The sequence below is a fragment of the Bacillus sp. FSL K6-2869 genome, from assembly GCF_040869405.1.
GTDB classification, from domain to species: domain Bacteria; phylum Bacillota; class Bacilli; order Bacillales; family Bacillaceae; genus Bacillus; species Bacillus altitudinis.
In genome coordinates, this window is sequence record NZ_CP152035.1 from 3,489,561 (window position 1) to 3,508,233 (window position 18,673).

The window sequence follows — 18,673 nt, forward strand, 5'->3', positions numbered from 1 at the left end:
CCTACTACAAAACTTGATATTTCCTTATTCCTCTAGATATCAAACCTATTTTACCATTTTCTAGAACAATAGGCAGCAGTTTTATCTATGGGAACAGTTCTTTATTTATTGGCAAACAAAGTGATATTATTTCGCATAAAGTAGTTGATTAAAATAAAGTAAAAAACCTTGAAAAGCAAGTCATAGCCATTCAAGGTCTATTGATTTTCATTATTTATTCCGATTAAGTCTAATCCTCAATTAAATCTAGATAATATTCATTATTATTGAGAAACTTTTTGAAAAAATCCTCTAACGATTCAGCTATTTGAGTATCAAAATAATATACTGGGTTATTAACTAATTTTAAATCTAATGAAATATAAACACCTTCGTTTACTTCAAAAAAAATAAGTTTATTTTCATCATCAAAAAGTTCATCTAAATCTGGATCAAATTCAAAAACACCTTCTCTTAATCTAATATCTGCTACTGTCCCTGGTCCCATAATTCTATTTATTGAGTTAGCACTTTGACCTTTAATAAAACCATAGCCAATTTCTAAATATAACTGTCTTAAATCATTTGGAAAACTTATATCCATTCTTTGTTCAGCTTTTAAAATATCATCTTCAGATACCTTATAAGTTTTATTTTCTAGTTCATTAATAAATTTAAAATTAGCCATATTCTATTTTACCTCCTTGGAAATAGTTTACCTGATGGAGCTCCCTTTCCATGTATCCCTGATTGATGTTCGTTAGGATATTTAGCCGGATGAATATTCCACCACTCATGAGCGCCACCAAAGTTATTCTCTATGATATGATGAGCATCATACGGTTGACCAACCCTCCGAGCAACCTCTCCATTCTTATCAAGTACTTCTTCTTTATATCTTGGCCACTTTTGTTTGGTTTTTTCTTCCCACTCTGCAATTAATTTATCTTTCAAGCTTGATGTAAATTTGCTTCTATGCTTAGCAGTCTCTTTTGGTGTCAATTTTTCATAGTTTTTGTTTCTTAAGGCTTCTTTAATCAGATGAATTTGATCTTTATTAACCTTACGTCCAGTTTTAGCCTCTATATCCCTAAGATAAGCTTTTGCTAAATCTTTATTAAGTTCACCCGCACCTTTACCCGGCTTCTCAACCCTCTTCACCACATTCTTCCCTTGATCAATCTTAAAGACATATTTCCCGCCTTTAATGATTTTCATAAATGGGATAATAGAGGCTGCGGATAGGGCTTGGTCGGTGCTGCTAATATTTTTGCTGGTTTCTGGGTCTTTGCCAGTAACGGCTCGGTAGCCGTCGTAGATGCCGCTGTATTCTAAAATGATGTTTTCGGCGGTTGAGACGACCTCACCGTCTAATATGCGTTTCGCATTGCCTCGGCTGCGGCTTTCTGGGATGTTGTCGACTTCTTCTATTCTTACTTCGCCGTTTGCGATATACGTTCGAATGATTTGTTTATTGGCGTAAACGGTGTATCTCCCGCCTATAAAATCAATGTTCGACGGATCTGTGACGACTTCATCAGCGATGTCGAATTCTTTTAGCTTTTTGATGCCTTTTACGTTATATAGTTTACCATTTACGACCCTGATTTCTCTATGAATCTTGTTTTTCCCGTTCACAGCTTCCCTTTGCAATGTCGTAAGTGATGGATCGTTTGCTGTGACTTGTTGATTAATGTTTTTATGAGATTCGTCCCGAACCACCGTCTCCACATTCGCCTGTTGTTTCTCTCTCAGTTTCTTCAGCATGATCATCATCGGGTTTTCTTTCATGTTGTCTATTTTGTCATTCAATCCACTGATGGTGTTGCTTATTTTTTCTTCTTTTCCATTTTTGAAAATAGACCCTTTTTGATAACTCGTGATGTCGATTTTTGGGCCGGTGAACATGGTGCTTAACGTGTTGATGAATTGTTTCATTGTTTGAAGGGAGCTTTTTGTTTCTTGCAAAGCACTTGTCTGCTCCCTGTCAAATGCATGAAGCAGACCAATGGTTCTTGAGGTCTCAAGCCATGCCTTTTGATAGTTTTGCTGAAAAGCTGATTCGTCTACACTTGGCAAGTGAACAATATGACCAACTCTGCCAATGGCGTGGTTCACCTCTGATACGATTTCAGAAATCGCTCGCTCCGCTTTTTTTAAGCCTTGATCAAGTTCGTGTTCAATAAATGCTTGTGATATAAAGCCGTGCTGATTTGATTCAAGTGTATGAAGCGCCTGCTTTGTTTGTTTGAGCGCAGAGCTGTATTCCTCAATGACAACCTGAAAAAATTGCAGGAAGGGAATATGGCATTCTGTATAAAAGGAGCGGATGGCTTGTCCCGCCTCTCCCTTTAGTGCGCCATCAAGTGAGATGATCTGTTGGATTTGTTTTTCTATGGAGCTAATCTGTTGTGATTGCTGCTTTAATGTATTCAGCGTTTGGTCAATTCCGTTTATTAGCGCAAAAGCATCAAGGGTTTTCATTGCGTTCTCCTTTATTTTCTTTTACTGCTGGAAGCAAGCGCCTTGTCCGTTTCGATCATGGTGTTCACCGCTTGTTCTGTTTGTACAAGTTGTTTCTGAAGAATGTCTATATAGGATGTACTTAATTCGTTCAGCTGCTGATTGATTTTTTCTAATGTGTCTGCCGTCAGGAGCTGATTTCTTCCTTTGATGGTTGTTGGAAGTGTTGCATTCATTTGAGCGCCTGATTGTTTTGCATGCTGTAATACTCGTTTGACCTGACTGGCATCTATTTTAATTTCTCTGCTCATGTGACTACCCTCTTTTTTCTTCCAATTGTTTCTGCTTTTCTTTCTCTATTTTTCTTTCAACCGAATGAATTTCATGTTCTAATGAATGGATCTCTGATTTTAAGTCGCTGATTTTCTCATCAATTCGATTCAATAGATTGGTCAGCTGTACACTTTTTATGTCTTCACTGGCGGATGCCATCTCGTCTCGAATGTCATCAAACGTATCTGCGAGATGGCCAAACCATGTATGTGATGTCAGATCTGGATGAGTCATTTTCTTGTTAGCATCTGCCAGAGCAGACTTTGCTTCTTTGATTTCTTTTCGACACATGTTCAGTTCTATGATTTGTTCTTTTTTTATGGATATGTCTGCCTTTAACGAATACAAGGCTGTTGTATAACCGATGATAGCTCCAGACATCGTCAAACACCTCTATTCCTCAAATAGTCCTCCGTTATGTTACCATTCACTAGCACAAGAGGCATATGATTGAAAACGAATTCACTAAAAAATGAATCGTATGTATTGGGTTTTTATACCTAATTCACATAAAAAAGCTGAATCCTTCGATAGGATCCAGCTTTTGATGGTTATTTTAAAGTTTCAGTGACTGATGCTGGGTCATGATCGTTACATGCAGCGTCTTTCTTCTCAGGGATATAATGGAGTGAAAACCCGACAAGGCTAAAAAAGGCACTTAACACCAGTGTTGGGTTTTTAAATAGGTTCGTACTAGCAATGATCATATCTCCCTTTTGCAAGAGTATTCCTAGTATTTGACCGAATACCAACAACGTTCCTGACGTTAGGAATAGGACAAGCAGCACTTTAAATAAGAATTCCATCAATACTCTCATCTGTTTCTCCTTTCTATACGGGAAGTATCTCCATTCCAATGAGCCAGCCAATGCCAACGATCGGAAGCATATAATAGAGGATCAGTGGGATAAAGGTTTTTTCTGGTCTGGCCCCTGCTAGACCAGAAGCGATAAATATGGACCCTGATGCAGGCGGGGAAGCGCCTTCAGTTGATGAAAAAGCAAGAATGGCAACTACAGCCACAACTGGGTCCACTCCAACTGAGATCAAAGCTGAAAATGAGACAAGCCCAACAGCAGTTAACGTGGCTGTTGAAGATAGAGGGCCTGCCACCAGTGTGACAAGAACACCCACAATGAGCACCATGAGCCATTTCGGAATGGTAAGTACTGATGTGATTTGCGTCAAATCTTCTGCGAGTCCTAATTCAGCAAGCACTTGACTAGCAGCCACTGCAAACAGCATCAAAGCGCCAATCGTTGTAAACTTAGGAATGGCAGACTTGAAAAACTGAGACCAATCTAAAGCAGACGCCTTGCTTCTTCCAATTGTTAAACTAATCAGCATCATGAGAATCGGAATCCATGTAATTAAAGATATTTGATCCATTGCCTCTGGTCCGATGTTTGGGTTACTTTTTAAATAGTTTGCCAGAGGACCAATCGTGACAATGATAGGAATCAAGGCACCGAAAAAAATAAAGATCGACTTCCACCCTTGTTTTACAGCTTCCCAGAAAGGAAGAATATCATCTGGCGGCATGGCCTGAATTTTATTCTTTTTCACCAGGAGATACACCAAAATAAATCGGTATACGACTTGATACAGTCCTCCTATTAGAAGGGCAATATATAAATCTCCCTCAGATACAAGGGCGGCAACTGGGGCAAACCCAAGCATGATAAACATGGAAGAGTTCGGAGGCAGTGCCGCTCCAAGTCCGCCATTCCCTGCTAGAATCGTGGCCGTATGGGTCCGGCTCCACCCGGATTTAATCATCCAAGAGGCCGTGATAGAGCCAGTCGCAGCTGTGTTTGCAGAATTTGAACCTGAAAGAGCGCCTAAGACTGCTGAACCTAACGTACTCATATAAGCTGCTCCACCAGGAAGTTTCCCTACAACAGAATTCAAGATTCGTAAGAGTGCATGAATTAATTCCAACTTTTCGATTAAATAGGCCATGAATACAAATGCGACAGCTGCATAAAGCACCTCATATGTGGATGCAAAGATTAAACCATCCCAGAAAAGTCTTAACGCATCCAATCCGCCAAATAATGTGGTCGCAATAAAGCCTAATAGCATGGCTTCTCCCATATTCCGCTTCACGACGACATTCCATATAATGATGACAGCTATGAACACAATCAACGCAATAAAACCCATATCGTTTCTTCGCCTCCCCTTCATTAAATAAAACGCTTACAAATTATTCCCCCTGCTGCATCACGTCAATGACTTCTTCCCAGCTAGCAGGTTTTACCCCGTCAAATCGTTCAGCAAAGTGAAAGTCTGCTAATCTCTCAAGCTTCTGTTGTGCTGCCCGAGACATACTGGCATCAATCTCTGCTTCATCCAGCATTTCAATAGAGCCAAGCAGCTCAACCGCCCGTCTTTTTGCATGCAATGCACTCCCTGTCACAAGACGGTTCATGGTCTCTTCAAAACTTTTACTATCGATTGTATCGCTTAGTGAAGAAATCACTTGATGTTCCACATTATATTTTTTAGAAATTTCCAAAAATTCAATCAAGAGACCGACAATCCCCTTCATATAAATGCTTCTGATTAGCTTTAGTGCCGAAGCATCTCCTGGCTGGTCACTAATTTTTGTGATATTCATACCATAAGCATTCATGACTTTCATGAATTGGTCAATTCCACTGCCGCTTGCCGTGATCGGAACCTTGTGTTTGTTGATTGGAAGAGGCCCTAGCATGGCAGCATCGACAAATAGCGCTTCTTGCTTTTCAATTTCGTTTGCTACTTGTTTTTTGATGTCTGGTGTTGATGCCGATACATCTACATATAATTGATTCTTTTTCAAACTTCCCGATACGGATTGTGCTACTTCTAAGGTTTTATTCGCTGGTACAGCTGCAATCACAAGATCAGATTTCTCAATGACTTCGCTAATACTGCTCGTTAATTGAACGCCTGTCTGCGATGCTTTTTCTTTCAACGAGCCAGCTAATTTCTCACTTTGTAATAGGACATCATACGCATAAAATTGGTCTAATCCTTCTGTTTTCAAACCCGTTGACAGCTCATATGCTGCTTCACCATATCCGATAAAGCCTATTTTCATCACCGATTCCCCTATCCTTGAAATTTTCTCATTCTGCCTTCCAGCCATGCCGGTGCTAAGAGACTGATGTCTTGCTTTCCTTCGTCCACATACTGTTGAATCGTTTTTAGTCTCTGATGTTCATACGCTTGTTTCTCTTCCGCTAGTGTCAGCAGGTGTTCCGCCTTTTCCTTTGGAACGATGACGACTCCATCATCGTCAGCAATGACTAGATCACCTGGGGCTACTTTGACACCGCCGCACGAGATAGTTTGATTCAATTCCCCAGGACCATCTTTATAAGGTCCGTTTGGCATAAATCCCTTACTGTAGATTGGCAAAGCCAGCTCCTCTAAAGCGAGTTTGTCGCGAACGAGCCCGTCAATCACGATTCCTTCTATTCCTACAGCCTTTGCTGAATGTGCCATCAATTCCCCTAAATAGGCATGACCCTTATGGTCTTTCCCATCAACAATCAGTACATCTCCTTCTTTAGCAGAGTAGATCGCTTGATGAAGAAATAAATTATCCCCTGGCCGTAAGCTAACAGTAAAAGCTGTGCCGACTACATTCATGCCTTTCGCAACTGGTTTGATTTGATGATCCATCGCGCCGGTGCATCCCATTACGTCTGACAGCAAGGTCGAGTTAAGCTTTTTTGCCCTAGTGATAAGATCCTTCGACACGAAATGAACAGTACTCATTGTTTCCATCATCCCCTTTGAGTTATATTCATTACAATTATTTTTATTAAAGTAATATTTATTACTTTTGTGATATGATCATACCACCTCATTTTCAATTAGTAAAGCGCTTTCAAAAAAATAAAAAATGAGTTCCACACGACTAATGTGTTGTGTGGTAACTCATTTTCGTTAACATATGATTGATTTGATCTAAACGTGGTTTTGTTCTTTCAGGATCATTCATCGCTAAGGCACTTAAAATGTAATCGACGATAAAGATAGCAGATACGACAGAGTTATGAGAGCCTACACTTGCTGAGGAACATGGTAATACATATTGTGCATATTTGGTTAGTGGAGAGCTGTAACTGTCTGTGACTAAAAGCACTTCCACCCCATAAGACTTCGCTGCTTCCAATAAGTCCTTCATGCGTTTTGCATAACGCGGGTAGCTGACCGCTATAATGAAATCACTAGAGTTGAAATGAACCAAATCATCCACCCAATCACTTTGGTCTGCATCAATGTATTGGCAATTCCCCAATAACCGATTGATTCCGAGTGACAGATACTCACCAACAGGTCTTCCACTTCGAACACTTGTACACAAAACGTGGCGTGCGCTGGCTATTTTCCCAACAATCTGCTGAAAGGTTTCTTCCGTGATATTGTCTAGTGCGTACTGGATATTTTGAAATTGAAGTTCTACATGGTCATGCAAGAGCTTATTCTTATTTGAATGCTTAAGATTCGCTTCCAGTCTCGTTTGAGGGTCGGCTTTATGCTTCATAGCTGATTGAAGCTCTTTTTGGAACTCAGAAAAACCGGAATACCCCACAGCAGCAGAGAATCGCATGATCGTTGCTGTACTCGTCCCAACTTTTGAAGCCAATTTATCGACAGTTAAAAAAGCGACTTCCATTGGATTTTGTACGATATAATCTGCAATTCTCCTCTGCGCATCGGTTAAAAATGCGACCTTATGCTGAAGTTTATATATTAAATCCTCCATTATAGCACCTGCCTATCCTATCGGCTTTATCTACGATTCGTGTTTTCTTTTCACTCTTTATTGTACACATTTGGACAAAATAAAAAAACAGCCAGCACGAATCTATCGTACTGACTGCTCTAGTCGAGATGCTATTTTATAGTGCTTGAGCTGCTGTAATAAGCGCAAGATTGTAAACGTCTTCGGCATTACAGCCTCTTGAAAGATCGTTTACTGGCTGATTTAAACCTTGTAGGATTGGACCTACAGCTTCAAAGTTACCTAAGCGCTGGGCAATTTTGTAGCCAATGTTTCCAGCTTCAAGGCTAGGGAAAACAAATACGCTAGCATCGCCTTTGATGACGGAATCTGGTGCTTTTTTCGCTGCCACTGAAGGAACGAAAGCTGCATCGAATTGGAACTCTCCATCAAGAACAAGCTCAGGTGCTTTTTCTTTTGCAATGCGAACCGCTTCAGATACTTTGTCTGTTTCGTCTGATTTTGCTGAACCTTTTGTAGAGAAGCTAAGCATTGCTACACGTGGTTCGATGTCAAACATTTTTGCTGTGTTTGCACTTTCGATCGCAATTTCAGCAAGATCTTGGCTGTCTGGTGCAATGTTGATCGCACAATCAGCAAACACATATTGCTCTTCGCCGCGAGCCATAATGAAGACGCCAGAAGTTTTCTTTACGCCTTCTTTTGTTTTAATGATTTGAAGTGCTGGGCGCACTGTATCAGCAGTTGAGTGTGCTGCTCCGCTTACAAGGCCGTCTGCAAGACCTTTATACACAAGCATTGTACCGAAGTAGTTTTCATCCAGTAATGCTTTTCTCGCTTGCTCTTCTGTCGCTTTGCCTTTACGTCTTTCGACGAAAGCTTGTACAAGATCTTCAAAACCTTCATATGTATGAGGATCATACACGTCAACACCATCAAGTGTAAGACCTAATTCTTTTGCTTTTGCTTCTACTTCTTCTTTCTTACCTACAACAATTGGGTGCAATACTTTGCCATCTGCTAGTTTTTGAACGGCTGTTAGAATGCGTTCGTCCATTCCCTCAGGAAAAACGATCTTAACTCCTTTACCTGCAACCTTTTCCTGAACTGTTGAAAAAATATCTGCCACTTCAATACCCTCCTTGATTTTACAAAAAAAGCGTTCTCTTTTAAGCATACTCTTCTTCTACATAAATTCAAACTACCAACTTACATTATAGCGCTTACAATTTAAATTCTTATTTTTCAAACTAATTAAATCAATTTCTAGAAAAGCGTTTTCGTCGTTCAAGTTTTGATCACATCTTCATTTGGACAAACTATGTTATAGTTGGAACAGATGGAAAACTGTAAATAGGAGTGAAAGAAATGAGTGAACAACATACAACAAATGAAGCAGCTCAAACACTAGATGGCTGGTATGCGCTGCATGATTTTAGAACGATCGACTGGACAGCTTGGAAGCTGCTGACAAGCGATGAGCGTCAAGCCATCATTCATGAGTTCACAGGTCTATTAGAAAAATGGAAAACAGCCGAGCACAATCAGGCTGGAAGCCAAACAATCTATAGTATTGTCGGCCAAAAAGCAGATATTATGCTCATGATTTTACGTCCGACCATGGAAGAACTGGGTGAAATTGAACTTGAATTCAACAAGACACGACTAGCAGAGTTTACGATTCCAGCTTATTCTTACGTGTCAGTTGTTGAACTCAGCAACTACTTGGCAGGAGGCGGAGATGGCGGAGACCCTTACGAGAACCCGCATGTACGTGCGCGCCTCTATCCAGAGCTTCCTTCTTCTCAATATGTCTGTTTCTATCCAATGGATAAAAGACGTTCTGGCAATGACAACTGGTACATGCTTTCAATGGATGAACGTAAATCCCTTATGAGAAGCCATGGTTTAATTGGCAGAAGCTATGCTGGGAAAGTAAAACAGATCATTACAGGTTCTGTTGGCTTTGATGATTATGAGTGGGGCGTCACTCTTTTCTCTGATGATGTGCTTCAATTTAAAAAATTGGTTTACGAAATGCGATTTGATGAAGTGAGTGCACGTTACGGCGAATTTGGTTCCTTCTTTGTTGGAAACCGATTAGCAAACGAGCAACTAGCGTCTTATTTCCATGTATGATAAACTCTTAAGGCTTCGGATCTCTCCGAAGCCTTTTTATGTATTTGTTTAGAAAGGTGATCTCATCATGAAAAACTTCCCCATCGCTATTTTTGCGTTAACGCTCGGTGCGTTTTCGATTGGCATGACTGAATTTGTGATCATGGGACTTTTGCCAAATGTCGCAAATGATCTTCATGTACCATAATCATGATTGCATAAGCTGTTCCATAATATCCAATCGATGATGTCTTGTAGTGGATCAGTTGTAGCTGGCTATATGCACCCTCCAAGTAATAAGATAAAATTACACTTAAACCAACAAATCCCCCCCAAAAAACCAATAAAACTGTCCCATCTTGTTTTTCATTTTCAGGATAAGTAAGAAACAAAACTAAACTCATGGCCCACAACAATGCAGTTAGGATGAGCATCATTTTATTCCTTTAGCCTACTTTCAATAAATTGAAGTGTGTCGGCTGCTATTCTATTTCTAGATAGAACAATTCCAGCATGCCCACAACTGTATACGTGCCTTTTAGGTTGATTCCAGCTATTCCACAGAGTATCAGCATCGTTTATGTCAATATACATGTCATATTTTCCTGATATTAAGAGTACATTTTCTTTGTCTACGAGAAGTTTTGCTTTACTAGGATTCATAATATCCCAAGCTTTGTCGAGTTCTTCATACGTTGTCCCATGTTCCTCCAGATCTCTTCGTATATACTTCCCAGGAAGAGTGTTCCAGATGGAATGCGCAATATTATTCGCATAAAAAGCTGATACAACAATATTCACATGTTTCTCGACTGTTGCTAATAAGTTTGTTAGCCACCCTCCTAAACTAATACCAACTAAAATTATTTCTCCACCTTCATTTTCCTTGATCCATTTAATCAGCCCTCTAAGTTCAACAATAGCTTGCTGGGAGGATTGCACTGTTCGACTTATATTGGCGCTAATCATGTGTTCACCAGAATATGTTGAATTTTGTGGTTCCCTATTGAAATGATAAGGCAGCGTGTAGTAATACATATTCCAATCATAATTTTTAACAATTTTATCGTGAAAAATCTTCTTGATTCTGTCGTATGAATCCATTCTCCATCCATGTACAAAGATTACATTGGGTTTGTGCTTTGACTCTTTTCGTAAAAACACTTCCCCAGAAACCTTGTCATTCTTATCTTCACCAGATTTGATGCTTGAATGAAAAGAAAAGATTCCACTTTTTAAATTTGCTGTATGTTGATCGATGTGAAATTCTAAATCAATTGGCTGAGCACTAAAAAAAAGATCCCTATCACATACGTCAATAGGCAAATGATTATAGTGACTTTCTTTGCTTCTTGTCCTGTGCATATCCATTAATGCTGCGTAATCTATTACTTTTAAAAGCTTCAAAAGAATTAACTCCTTTAATCACAAATGATTACTATACGAATATTTTAGTATAGAGGAAAAAGGACCTGAGGGCAGGTCCTTTTTCTATTTCACCACGGTCATTTCTGGCTCTTCTATTTGTTTCACACGTTCCTGAATGGGATGAGAAAAAGAATGCTCTGATAAGACAATATGAGAGACCGTTTTTGTAAAGCCAGACACATCTTGAATAAACGCTTCAATTTCTTCAAGAGAAGAAACAGACAGCTTAATGAAAAAACAGGACTGTCCTGCCACTCGATAAGCAAAGAACGCACGTGGATGCTGGTTCATAAATGTCACAAAACGCTGATACTCCCCATTTAATACGGTGACTTCCAGTAAACAGTCTATCATCAGACCCAGCTTTTTATAATTGACTTGAACAGAATACCCTTCGATAATCCCTGCATCCTCTAGTTTTCGCACTCTTTCTGCTACCGCAGGTGCTGATAAATTCACTCGTTTGGACAATTCCCTCATTGATAAGCGGGCATCTTCTCTCAACTCGTTTAAAATATGCACATCCACATCGGTGATTTTCATTCGTTACGCTCCTATCCCAAAATCGTTCCATTTGAAAAGTATTTTATGATGATACTTATGATACGAAATGTAAAATAAAACTAAATAATGGTAGAATTTATTTTAACGGAATTGAATGAAAAAGCAAGTATGGAGGGATCACTTGATGAAAGAATCTTTAGACAGCCAGGCTTCTAAAACATTTCCCATCACACTTGCCATCGCACTCACACTTGGCGTTTTTGCAGCGGGATCGGAGGAACTGGTGATTTCACCACTGCTGCCTGATTTATCAAACTCCTTTCAGCACTCTCTTGATGTTCTCGCTCTTTCCATCAGTATTTATGGGTTAGCTGTGCTGGTTGGAGCTCCGCTGCTCGTTCCTTTAGGGGACCGATATTCAAGAGAGCTGTGTTTGATGATTGGGCTGTCTTTCTTTTTGATTGGAACAGTGATGTGTGCTGCTGCCCCAAATTTGGCCGTGTTTTTTGCAGGCCGTGCTATTTCAGGGCTGGCAACTGGTGTATTTGTGCCAACAGCCTATGCTCTTGTGGGCGACCGGGTTCCATACGAATACCGCGGCAAAGTGATGGGACTCATTGTATCGAGCTGGTCTCTTTCTCTTGTCCTTGGTGTGCCCATTGGCGCCTTTATCGGCCAGAGTTTAAACTGGCGCTGGACGTTTTGGATCTTCGCTATGATGAGTCTCATTGTCCTGCTGCTCGTCATCCTTGAATCAAGAAAACAAGTCAGAGCAGCTGATACGAAGACATCAAAAGCTAGAGAGAAAACAGGCTCTTTATGGGGGGCTTTGAAAATTGATCGTGTGCCTGCCTATTTGACTGTGACGTTTTGCAATATGCTTGGATTTTACGGCATGTACTCGTTTTTAGGTGCTTATCTGCAAAGTCTGTTTGATGGCGGACAATCAACAGCTGGACTTCTTATTATGGCTTATGGCGTCGGCTTTTCTATGAGTATGTTTACTGGAAAATTAGCAGACTGGTTCGGTAAAACCCGTTCCCTTGTCTTTGTGCTGGGTGGAATTGCGCTTGTTCTAGCCTTGCTTCCTTATGCGCCATTCTCGTGGATGTTGCTGATTTTCGCCCTATTTATTTGGGGTGCTATGCAAAGCTTATCTGTCACGCTTCTAAGCACCGTTCTAAGCGACTGCTCTCAAACCCATCGCGGGAAAGTGATGGCTTTTTACAGCCTGGCCTCCAACTTTGCTGTTATGCTCGGTTCCGCACTGATGGGACCCGTTTATGTCCATTTCGGATATCATACGGTAGGTCTTGTCTGTGCATTGATCACACTTGTTGGTTTTATCATCAGCTTTGGCAGCTATAAACGAGAACGTGCCTTACAGAAAAAACAGCCAACTACTCTTGAAACGTAAGCACATTTCACTGCACATCTCGATATGTGCAGTTTTTTAGATCAATTTTTAATATCATCATATATTACATTTTTTATAAAATTTGTTGACAATTACCAATTTTAAATTTTATAATCTAGTAAAAATTTGAAAAAGATTGGATGGTAAACATGATCCTAAAGAATGATGATGTGTTTCATTTCAAAGAAGAGCCAAGCCCTTCACCTAAGATGTTTACAGTCAACACACTAGGCCCTAAGGGGACAAGCAGTGAATACGCAGCAAAACATTTCATCTCTCAATCCACCACTACACTCGGTACTCATACGAAACTATCCCTTTATGACACATTCGAAACTTGCATTGAACATACTCTCTCTCAACCACTTCAATTTACTCTCGTTCCACACGCATACGAAGGCATCAAACACTTCTACATGAGACCAGATCTACAGCTTTTACAAATTTTCAGATGTGACACGCCCATGTATGGTTTGGCTGTCAGACCTGATTTCCCATTCAATGAACAAATGCTCCACCAATTAAAAATTGTCTCACATCCTGCACCTGTCAATTTAATTCAATATTTCATTCACCAAAATGCTGAATTTGAACTTGTTAATTCTACAAGTACTGCCGCGCAGAAAGTAAGGGACGGCGAATTTGATTTTGCTTTAACGAATGAGGTGGCAAGAGCCACATATGGCCTCATCTTCATTCGAACGTTTAAAAGTATACCCATGAGCTGGTCCATATTCGGAAAAGGAGAGATATAAGATGCAAACTGAACAAAAGACGCAAGAACGATATTTTCCTCAAGCGAAAAAATTAGAATGGGATAATGGCGTTATCCAATATTCCACTGTAAGAGGCGGTACTGAAGTGTTAATTTCATACGTCCCTCCCCGCACGATCATTGAACCTCACGAACATCCCGAAGCACAAATCGGTATTGTGTTAAAGGGCGAGCTTCAAATGACTGTCGGCCAATCGACTCAACTGCTCACCCCATTAGAATCAGCCTATATCGCACCACCGTTTGTCCCTCACGGCGCTTCAAATCTGACAGATGAAGGAGTGATCGCCATTGATATTAAGAGATTAAAGGATGACGAAGAATATACAGCTCCCCCCACTTATTTCTTAGACATTTTCAAAACACGGGATTTACTCCCTGGCATGGAAGTGACTTTTTTTGTGGAGGATTGGATGGAGCTGATGATTGCCAATATCCCTGGGAACGGTGGAGAAATGCCTTTTCATAAACATAGAAATGAACAAATCGGCATTTGCATCAGTGGAGGGTATGATATGACAATCGAAGGCTTTACAGAAAAGATGGAATTTGGCACCACCTATTTCTGTGATCCAAGGGAAGATCATGGGGCCATCAATCCAAAGCCAGAAGCATCAAAGTCTATTAATCTCTTCTTCCCTCCTCGCTATAATCGCTTAAAACCAAAAGCATCTAAGGTGAAGAAATGAAGCTGGATGGAAAAGTTGTCCTCATTACAGGGGGTGCGTCGGGGATTGGGCTTGCTGCCGTCAAGCTCTTCCTCGAGCATGGAGCAAAAGTAGCTGTCGCTGACATCAATGAAAGCAGCGGCAACCAACTCATTGAATCATTGCCGCATGAGCACCTTGCATTTTTTAAAACAGATATTACGAAGGAGTCTGACTGTCGCCAAACCGTTCAGAGCGTGCTGAGCCGATTCGGTGCCATTGATGTCCTCATTAACAATGCAGGCATCGAAATTGTCTCACCTATTCATGAGATGGCACTGGAGGATTGGCATCGTATTCTTCAGGTCAACCTGACCGGCGTCTTTCTCATGAGTAAGCATACATTGCCGCATATGCTTGAAAAGAAGAGTGGAAGTATTATCAATACCGGATCTGTCGGAGGTCTTGTGGGCTGGCCTGACATTCCGGCATACAATGCAACAAAAGGCGGTGTCATTCAGCTCACCAAATCAATGGCCATTGACTATGCCGCTCATCAAATCAGGGTGAATTGTATTGCCCCTGGCATTATTGATACACCATTAAACGAGAAGTCCTTTTTAGACAACCACACAGAAAGTCTCGAGATCGTCAAAAAGGAAAAAGCAAAGGTGAATCCTATGCTGCGGCTTGGAAAACCTGAAGAAATTGCTGGCGTGATGCTGTTTCTCGCCTCTGATCTATCCAGCTATATGACTGGAAGTGTCGTCACAGCAGACGGAGGTTACACCGCTAGATAAAAAGGAGTGCTTTCATTGAGTAAAAAAACTGTACTTGTCATTGCTGATCTAGGTGGATGCCCGCCCCATATGTTTTATGAAAGCGTGGCGGCATCATACCATATCGTTTCTTATATCCCGAGACCCTTTGCGATTACAAAGGGACATGCCGAGCTAATCGAAAAATACTCCATTGCCGTCATCAAAGACCGTGATTATTTTGAGACACACCCTTCTTTTGAACACCCTGATTCTATTTACTGGGCACATGATGATTATCCGAAATCAGAAGAAGAGGTTGTAGAAGACTTCATTCGAGTGGCTTCCTTTTTCAAAGCAGATGCAATCACGACCAATAATGAATTATTCATTGCACCGATGGCAAAGGCCGCTGAACGTCTTGGGCTGCGAGGTGCCGGTGTCAAGGCAGCCGAAATGGCGCGTGATAAAAGCCAAATGAGGGCTGCATTCAACGCCTCTGGCGTCAAAGCGGTGAAAACTCAGCCTGTCACGACTTTATCTGATTTCCAAAAAGCCATTGAGTCTATCGGAACACCGCTCATTTTAAAGCCTACATATTTAGCCAGTTCTATTGGCGTCACCTTGTTTCATGACAAGGCTGGAAGTGATGATCTGTTTTTACAAGTACAATCGTATTTGGAAACCATACCAGTCCCAGACGCTGTCACGTATGAAGCACCGTTTGTCGCTGAAACGTATTTAGAGGGTGCTTACGAAGATTGGTATGAAGATGAAGGATATGCTGATTATGTCAGTGTAGAAGGGCTGGTCGTAGAGGGCGAATATCTCCCTTTTGTCATACATGATAAAACCCCTCAAATCGGTTTTACAGAAACGGCTCATATCACTCCGACGATCTTAGACAATGAAGCAAAGCAAATCATCATTGAAGCAGCAAGAAAGGCAAATGAAGGACTAGGTCTTGAACATTGTGCAACCCATACAGAAATCAAACTCATGAAAAATCGAGAAACTGGATTGATCGAATCAGCGGCTCGATTCGCTGGCTGGAATATGATCCCGAATATTAAAAAGGTCTTTGGCGTCGATATGGCCAAGCTATTGATTGATGTATTAGTTGATGGTAAAAAGGCTGTACTGCCAAAACAGCTGCTTTCTGGACATACATTTTATGTAGCGGACTGCCACCTGTACCCTCAGCATTTTAAAGAGAGTGGGCATATCCCACCTGAAGCCACACATATCACCATTGATCATGTGTCTATTCCAGAGGAGGCATTCGTTGGAGATACTGCGATTGTCAGTCAATCATTCCCTACCAAAGGGACTATGGTGGATCTTGCTTTATTTGAAGCTTTTAATGGAATCGTATCTCTTGAATTAAAAGGATCATCCTCACAAGACGTTGCTGCGTCCATTCGCAACATTCAGAAACAGGCAACGATTCAGTTAATGGATGAATTAGTGAAGGGATAGAAAGAGAGGCTGCTGTGGAGAAAATGTTAGCATCTAAAATGATTGAACGGCTGCCTGAACAAAAATTCGGCACCGTCTTTGAAAAAATTGCTCAAAAGACAAAAAACGGAGCAAACATCATGAATCTAGGTCAGGGAAACCCTGATCTACCAACCCCTGCCCATATCGTGAGTGCCCTACAGGAGTCAGCGGGTGTTTTGCCATTTCAACAATATGCCCCTTTTAGAGGCTTTGACTTTTTCAAACAAGCCATTGCAGATTTTTATAGATCGGAATTCGGTGCTGAGATTGATCCTCAGAAGGAAATTGCTCTTTTCACTGGCGGAAAAACGGGACTGTATGTCATGAGTCAGTGTCTTCTTGATCCAGGAGATATCGCACTCGTTCCCGATCCAGGATACCCTGAATATCATTCAGGCATTTTGATGGCGGACGCCAAGCCATACAGTATCAAACTTGAAGAGAAAAATGGCTATTTACCAGATCTATCCTCTATTGATCGTGACGTAGTCAAAAAAGCAAAAGTACTGTTCTTGAATTATCCGAATAACCCAACGGGTGCTGTCGCAAATGAGGCATTCTTTGAAGAGGCTGCTGCCTTTGCGGCCGCTCACGAACTGTATGTTATTCATGATTTCGCCTATGGTTCATTTCATTATGAACAAACACCGGTGAGCTTCATGAATACTCCTCTCGGGAAAAGTGTAGGCGTCGAATTATATTCTCTATCAAAGACTTTTAATATGGCAGGATGGAGAGTCGCTTTTGCTGTTGGAAATGAGGAGATCATTCATGCCATCAATACCTTCCAAGACCACGTGTTTGTCAGTATGTATGGCGGATTTCAACATGCAGCGACTGCTGCCTTGCAAAGTGATGACTGTCATATTCAATCATTAAGGGCGGTATACCTTGAACGAATCAATTTCTTCATCCGGCAAGCGGCGAGAAAGCTTGGCTGGACAATCAAACGTCCACCCGGCGCCTTTTATTTATGGGCTCCGATTCCTGATGACTTTGAACATTCTCATGCCTTTGCTGACTATTTACTCGAACATGCCGATGTTGTCGTCACGCCTGGAGGAGTATTTGGAGCCAATGGAAGCCGTCATGTACGCATTTCAATGGTTGCCCCGATTGAAGAGCTTGCTCTCTTTATCGACCGTCTGTCCATCCTCCCCATTCGATTTCATCAAAAAACCCGCCTATAGCGGGTTTTTTTCAGTTTATATACTTTTCATCGTTCCACCGTCTACGGAGATTTGTTGGCCTGTGATATAAGAAGCTTCCTCTGATGCCATAAAAGCTGCCAATGACGCCATCTCACTCGCTGAGCCTACTCTTTGCATTGGGATACCTGATGCGACAGCTTGTACAGCCTGCTCTCGTGACACTCCCTGCTTCGTCATCATATTGCCGATAAATTGTTCATACCGATCGGTTGCAATAAAACCTGGATTTAAACAATTCACCGTAATACTAGACGACGCAAGCTGTGTGGCTGCATTTTTACTGGCATTAATAATCGCTGCATTCATCATACTATTCGTAAACATTTGTTCACCAGGTTCCTTCCACAGGTTCCCGACAATTTGAATGATCCGTCCATATTCATGTCTTTTCATCAATGCGGCTGCACGCTTCATTGTATCTACGTAGGCGATGGCTTTTTGGGAGAAAGCAGCCAGCATCTGGTCAGGTTCACATGAATCAAATGTATCTGGTTTTCCTCCTGGAATGTTATTGATCAGCACATCGAGTCTGCCAAACTCCTTTTCTATTTCTTCAAAGGCTTCCGACCTCACCGCTTCAACCGACATATCTCCACAGAATAGAGACAGCGGTTCCTTTGTTTCTATCATATCTTGAATATGCTGTTTCGTCTGTTCAAGCGAGGCCATATTTCTAGAGTTGATGATCACCTTCATATCGCTCTGGGCGGCAAGTTTTATTGCGATTGCCTTTCCAATGCCTGTACTTGCCCCTGTGACAAATGCAATTCTTTGAGACAAACTCATCCACATCCCT

General features: G+C 41.2%; 20 protein-coding genes. 7 read left to right on the forward strand and 13 right to left on the reverse strand.

What is annotated here, in order from left to right; genetic code table 11:
• Positions 1-229 precede the first annotated feature (229 nt).
• The 10 genes from MHI58_RS18035 to pta form a co-directional block, all read right to left on the reverse strand.
• Entirely contained in the window at positions 230-667 is a 438-nt protein-coding gene (locus MHI58_RS18035) for an SMI1/KNR4 family protein (protein ID WP_008355101.1), read from the reverse strand.
• An 8-nt stretch (positions 668-675) separates the two neighbouring features.
• Positions 676-2,463: a T7SS effector LXG polymorphic toxin gene (locus MHI58_RS18040; protein ID WP_045033890.1), complete on the reverse strand. Its 1,788-nt coding sequence runs from the start codon at positions 2,461-2,463 to the stop codon at positions 676-678.
• Between the two features lie 11 nt (positions 2,464-2,474).
• Positions 2,475-2,753, reverse strand: a complete 279-nt coding sequence (locus MHI58_RS18045) for a YwqI/YxiC family protein (RefSeq protein ID WP_008343583.1) — start codon at positions 2,751-2,753, stop codon at positions 2,475-2,477.
• A 4-nt stretch (positions 2,754-2,757) separates the two neighbouring features.
• Complete coding sequence (locus MHI58_RS18050; RefSeq protein ID WP_045033888.1) at positions 2,758-3,156, reverse strand: DUF5082 family protein; 399 nt, start codon at positions 3,154-3,156, stop codon at positions 2,758-2,760.
• A gap of 170 nt (positions 3,157-3,326) precedes the next feature.
• A complete protein-coding gene (locus MHI58_RS18055) occupies positions 3,327-3,593 on the reverse strand; it encodes a hypothetical protein (RefSeq protein WP_045033886.1) in 267 nt (88 codons plus the stop codon).
• Between the two features lie 13 nt (positions 3,594-3,606).
• Complete coding sequence (locus tag MHI58_RS18060; RefSeq protein WP_045033885.1) at positions 3,607-4,941, reverse strand: TRAP transporter large permease subunit; 1,335 nt, start codon at positions 4,939-4,941, stop codon at positions 3,607-3,609.
• 43 nt (positions 4,942-4,984) lie between these two features.
• Positions 4,985-5,863 (reverse strand): prephenate dehydrogenase/arogenate dehydrogenase family protein, encoded by an 879-nt coding sequence (locus tag MHI58_RS18065; RefSeq protein WP_045033883.1) that lies wholly within the window; start codon positions 5,861-5,863, stop codon positions 4,985-4,987.
• An 11-nt stretch (positions 5,864-5,874) separates the two neighbouring features.
• Positions 5,875-6,546, reverse strand: coding sequence for an RraA family protein (locus MHI58_RS18070; RefSeq protein ID WP_082055539.1), 672 nt, complete (start codon positions 6,544-6,546; stop codon positions 5,875-5,877).
• 142 nt (positions 6,547-6,688) lie between these two features.
• Positions 6,689-7,540, reverse strand: coding sequence for a MurR/RpiR family transcriptional regulator (locus MHI58_RS18075; RefSeq protein ID WP_045033879.1), 852 nt, complete (start codon positions 7,538-7,540; stop codon positions 6,689-6,691).
• A 136-nt stretch (positions 7,541-7,676) separates the two neighbouring features.
• Positions 7,677-8,648 carry a phosphate acetyltransferase gene (gene pta / locus MHI58_RS18080; protein ID WP_045033878.1) on the reverse strand — a complete coding sequence of 324 codons (972 nt, stop codon included), beginning with the start codon at positions 8,646-8,648 and terminating at the stop codon, positions 7,677-7,679.
• A 239-nt stretch (positions 8,649-8,887) separates the two neighbouring features.
• On the opposite strand from pta, the gene hemQ reads away from it, so the two are divergent.
• A complete protein-coding gene (hemQ, locus tag MHI58_RS18085) occupies positions 8,888-9,658 on the forward strand; it encodes a hydrogen peroxide-dependent heme synthase (RefSeq protein ID WP_024719459.1) in 771 nt (256 codons plus the stop codon).
• A 417-nt stretch (positions 9,659-10,075) separates the two neighbouring features.
• Here the strand turns inward: hemQ and MHI58_RS18090 are convergent, their stop codons facing one another.
• Both MHI58_RS18090 and MHI58_RS18095 read right to left on the reverse strand, forming a co-directional pair.
• On the reverse strand, positions 10,076-11,044 hold the full coding sequence (locus MHI58_RS18090; RefSeq protein WP_110487176.1) for an alpha/beta hydrolase family protein: 969 nt from the start codon (positions 11,042-11,044) through the stop codon (positions 10,076-10,078).
• Positions 11,045-11,128: 84 nt separating this feature from the next.
• Positions 11,129-11,608: an Lrp/AsnC family transcriptional regulator gene (locus MHI58_RS18095; RefSeq protein ID WP_056408380.1), complete on the reverse strand. Its 480-nt coding sequence runs from the start codon at positions 11,606-11,608 to the stop codon at positions 11,129-11,131.
• A 145-nt stretch (positions 11,609-11,753) separates the two neighbouring features.
• Here MHI58_RS18095 and MHI58_RS18100 point away from each other — a divergent pair, with 145 nt between their 5' ends.
• The 6 genes from MHI58_RS18100 (at position 11,754) to MHI58_RS18125 (ending at position 17,856) form a co-directional block, all read left to right on the forward strand.
• Positions 11,754-12,986 (forward strand): MFS transporter, encoded by a 1,233-nt coding sequence (locus tag MHI58_RS18100; RefSeq protein ID WP_056408384.1) that lies wholly within the window; start codon positions 11,754-11,756, stop codon positions 12,984-12,986.
• A 149-nt stretch (positions 12,987-13,135) separates the two neighbouring features.
• The gene (locus MHI58_RS18105; RefSeq protein ID WP_017368256.1) at positions 13,136-13,741 is read left to right on the forward strand and encodes a bacilysin biosynthesis protein BacA; all 606 of its coding nucleotides are present in this window, start codon (positions 13,136-13,138) and stop codon (positions 13,739-13,741) included.
• 1 nt (position 13,742) lies between these two features.
• On the forward strand, positions 13,743-14,450 hold the full coding sequence (locus tag MHI58_RS18110) for a cupin domain-containing protein (protein WP_056408389.1): 708 nt from the start codon (positions 13,743-13,745) through the stop codon (positions 14,448-14,450).
• Positions 14,447-15,208, forward strand: coding sequence for an SDR family NAD(P)-dependent oxidoreductase (locus MHI58_RS18115; RefSeq protein ID WP_056408391.1), 762 nt, complete (start codon positions 14,447-14,449; stop codon positions 15,206-15,208). The genes MHI58_RS18110 and MHI58_RS18115 overlap by 4 nt, the downstream gene beginning before the upstream one ends.
• Positions 15,209-15,223: 15 nt before the next feature.
• Positions 15,224-16,645 (forward strand): acetyl-CoA carboxylase biotin carboxylase subunit family protein, encoded by a 1,422-nt coding sequence (locus tag MHI58_RS18120; protein ID WP_045033870.1) that lies wholly within the window; start codon positions 15,224-15,226, stop codon positions 16,643-16,645.
• Positions 16,646-16,659: 14 nt separating this feature from the next.
• Positions 16,660-17,856 carry an aminotransferase class I/II-fold pyridoxal phosphate-dependent enzyme gene (locus tag MHI58_RS18125; RefSeq protein WP_082055538.1) on the forward strand — a complete coding sequence of 399 codons (1,197 nt, stop codon included), beginning with the start codon at positions 16,660-16,662 and terminating at the stop codon, positions 17,854-17,856.
• Positions 17,857-17,871: 15 nt separating this feature from the next.
• Here the strand turns inward: MHI58_RS18125 and MHI58_RS18130 are convergent, their stop codons facing one another.
• Positions 17,872-18,663, reverse strand: a complete 792-nt coding sequence (locus MHI58_RS18130) for an SDR family oxidoreductase (protein ID WP_272871307.1) — start codon at positions 18,661-18,663, stop codon at positions 17,872-17,874.
• Positions 18,664-18,673: the final 10 nt, after the last annotated feature.

What these genes read in the sequence shown, in the direction of transcription:
- hemQ (WP_024719459.1), top strand. Translation starts at nt 8,888, where the DNA reads ATGAGTGAACAACATACAACAAATGAAGCAGCTCAAACACTAGATGGC.
- MHI58_RS18050 (WP_045033888.1), bottom strand. Translation starts at nt 3,156, where the DNA reads ATGTCTGGAGCTATCATCGGTTATACAACAGCCTTGTATTCGTTAAAG.
- MHI58_RS18105 (WP_017368256.1), top strand. Translation starts at nt 13,136, where the DNA reads ATGATCCTAAAGAATGATGATGTGTTTCATTTCAAAGAAGAGCCAAGC.
- MHI58_RS18060 (WP_045033885.1), bottom strand. Translation starts at nt 4,941, where the DNA reads ATGGGTTTTATTGCGTTGATTGTGTTCATAGCTGTCATCATTATATGG.
- MHI58_RS18040 (WP_045033890.1), bottom strand. Translation starts at nt 2,463, where the DNA reads ATGAAAACCCTTGATGCTTTTGCGCTAATAAACGGAATTGACCAAACG.
- MHI58_RS18100 (WP_056408384.1), top strand. Translation starts at nt 11,754, where the DNA reads ATGAAAGAATCTTTAGACAGCCAGGCTTCTAAAACATTTCCCATCACA.
- MHI58_RS18115 (WP_056408391.1), top strand. Translation starts at nt 14,447, where the DNA reads ATGAAGCTGGATGGAAAAGTTGTCCTCATTACAGGGGGTGCGTCGGGG.
- MHI58_RS18070 (WP_082055539.1), bottom strand. Translation starts at nt 6,546, where the DNA reads ATGAGTACTGTTCATTTCGTGTCGAAGGATCTTATCACTAGGGCAAAA.
- MHI58_RS18130 (WP_272871307.1), bottom strand. Translation starts at nt 18,663, where the DNA reads ATGAGTTTGTCTCAAAGAATTGCATTTGTCACAGGGGCAAGTACAGGC.
- MHI58_RS18035 (WP_008355101.1), bottom strand. Translation starts at nt 667, where the DNA reads ATGGCTAATTTTAAATTTATTAATGAACTAGAAAATAAAACTTATAAG.
- MHI58_RS18065 (WP_045033883.1), bottom strand. Translation starts at nt 5,863, where the DNA reads ATGAAAATAGGCTTTATCGGATATGGTGAAGCAGCATATGAGCTGTCA.
- MHI58_RS18110 (WP_056408389.1), top strand. Translation starts at nt 13,743, where the DNA reads ATGCAAACTGAACAAAAGACGCAAGAACGATATTTTCCTCAAGCGAAA.
- MHI58_RS18055 (WP_045033886.1), bottom strand. Translation starts at nt 3,593, where the DNA reads ATGAGAGTATTGATGGAATTCTTATTTAAAGTGCTGCTTGTCCTATTC.
- MHI58_RS18075 (WP_045033879.1), bottom strand. Translation starts at nt 7,540, where the DNA reads ATGGAGGATTTAATATATAAACTTCAGCATAAGGTCGCATTTTTAACC.
- MHI58_RS18045 (WP_008343583.1), bottom strand. Translation starts at nt 2,753, where the DNA reads ATGAGCAGAGAAATTAAAATAGATGCCAGTCAGGTCAAACGAGTATTA.
- MHI58_RS18095 (WP_056408380.1), bottom strand. Translation starts at nt 11,608, where the DNA reads ATGAAAATCACCGATGTGGATGTGCATATTTTAAACGAGTTGAGAGAA.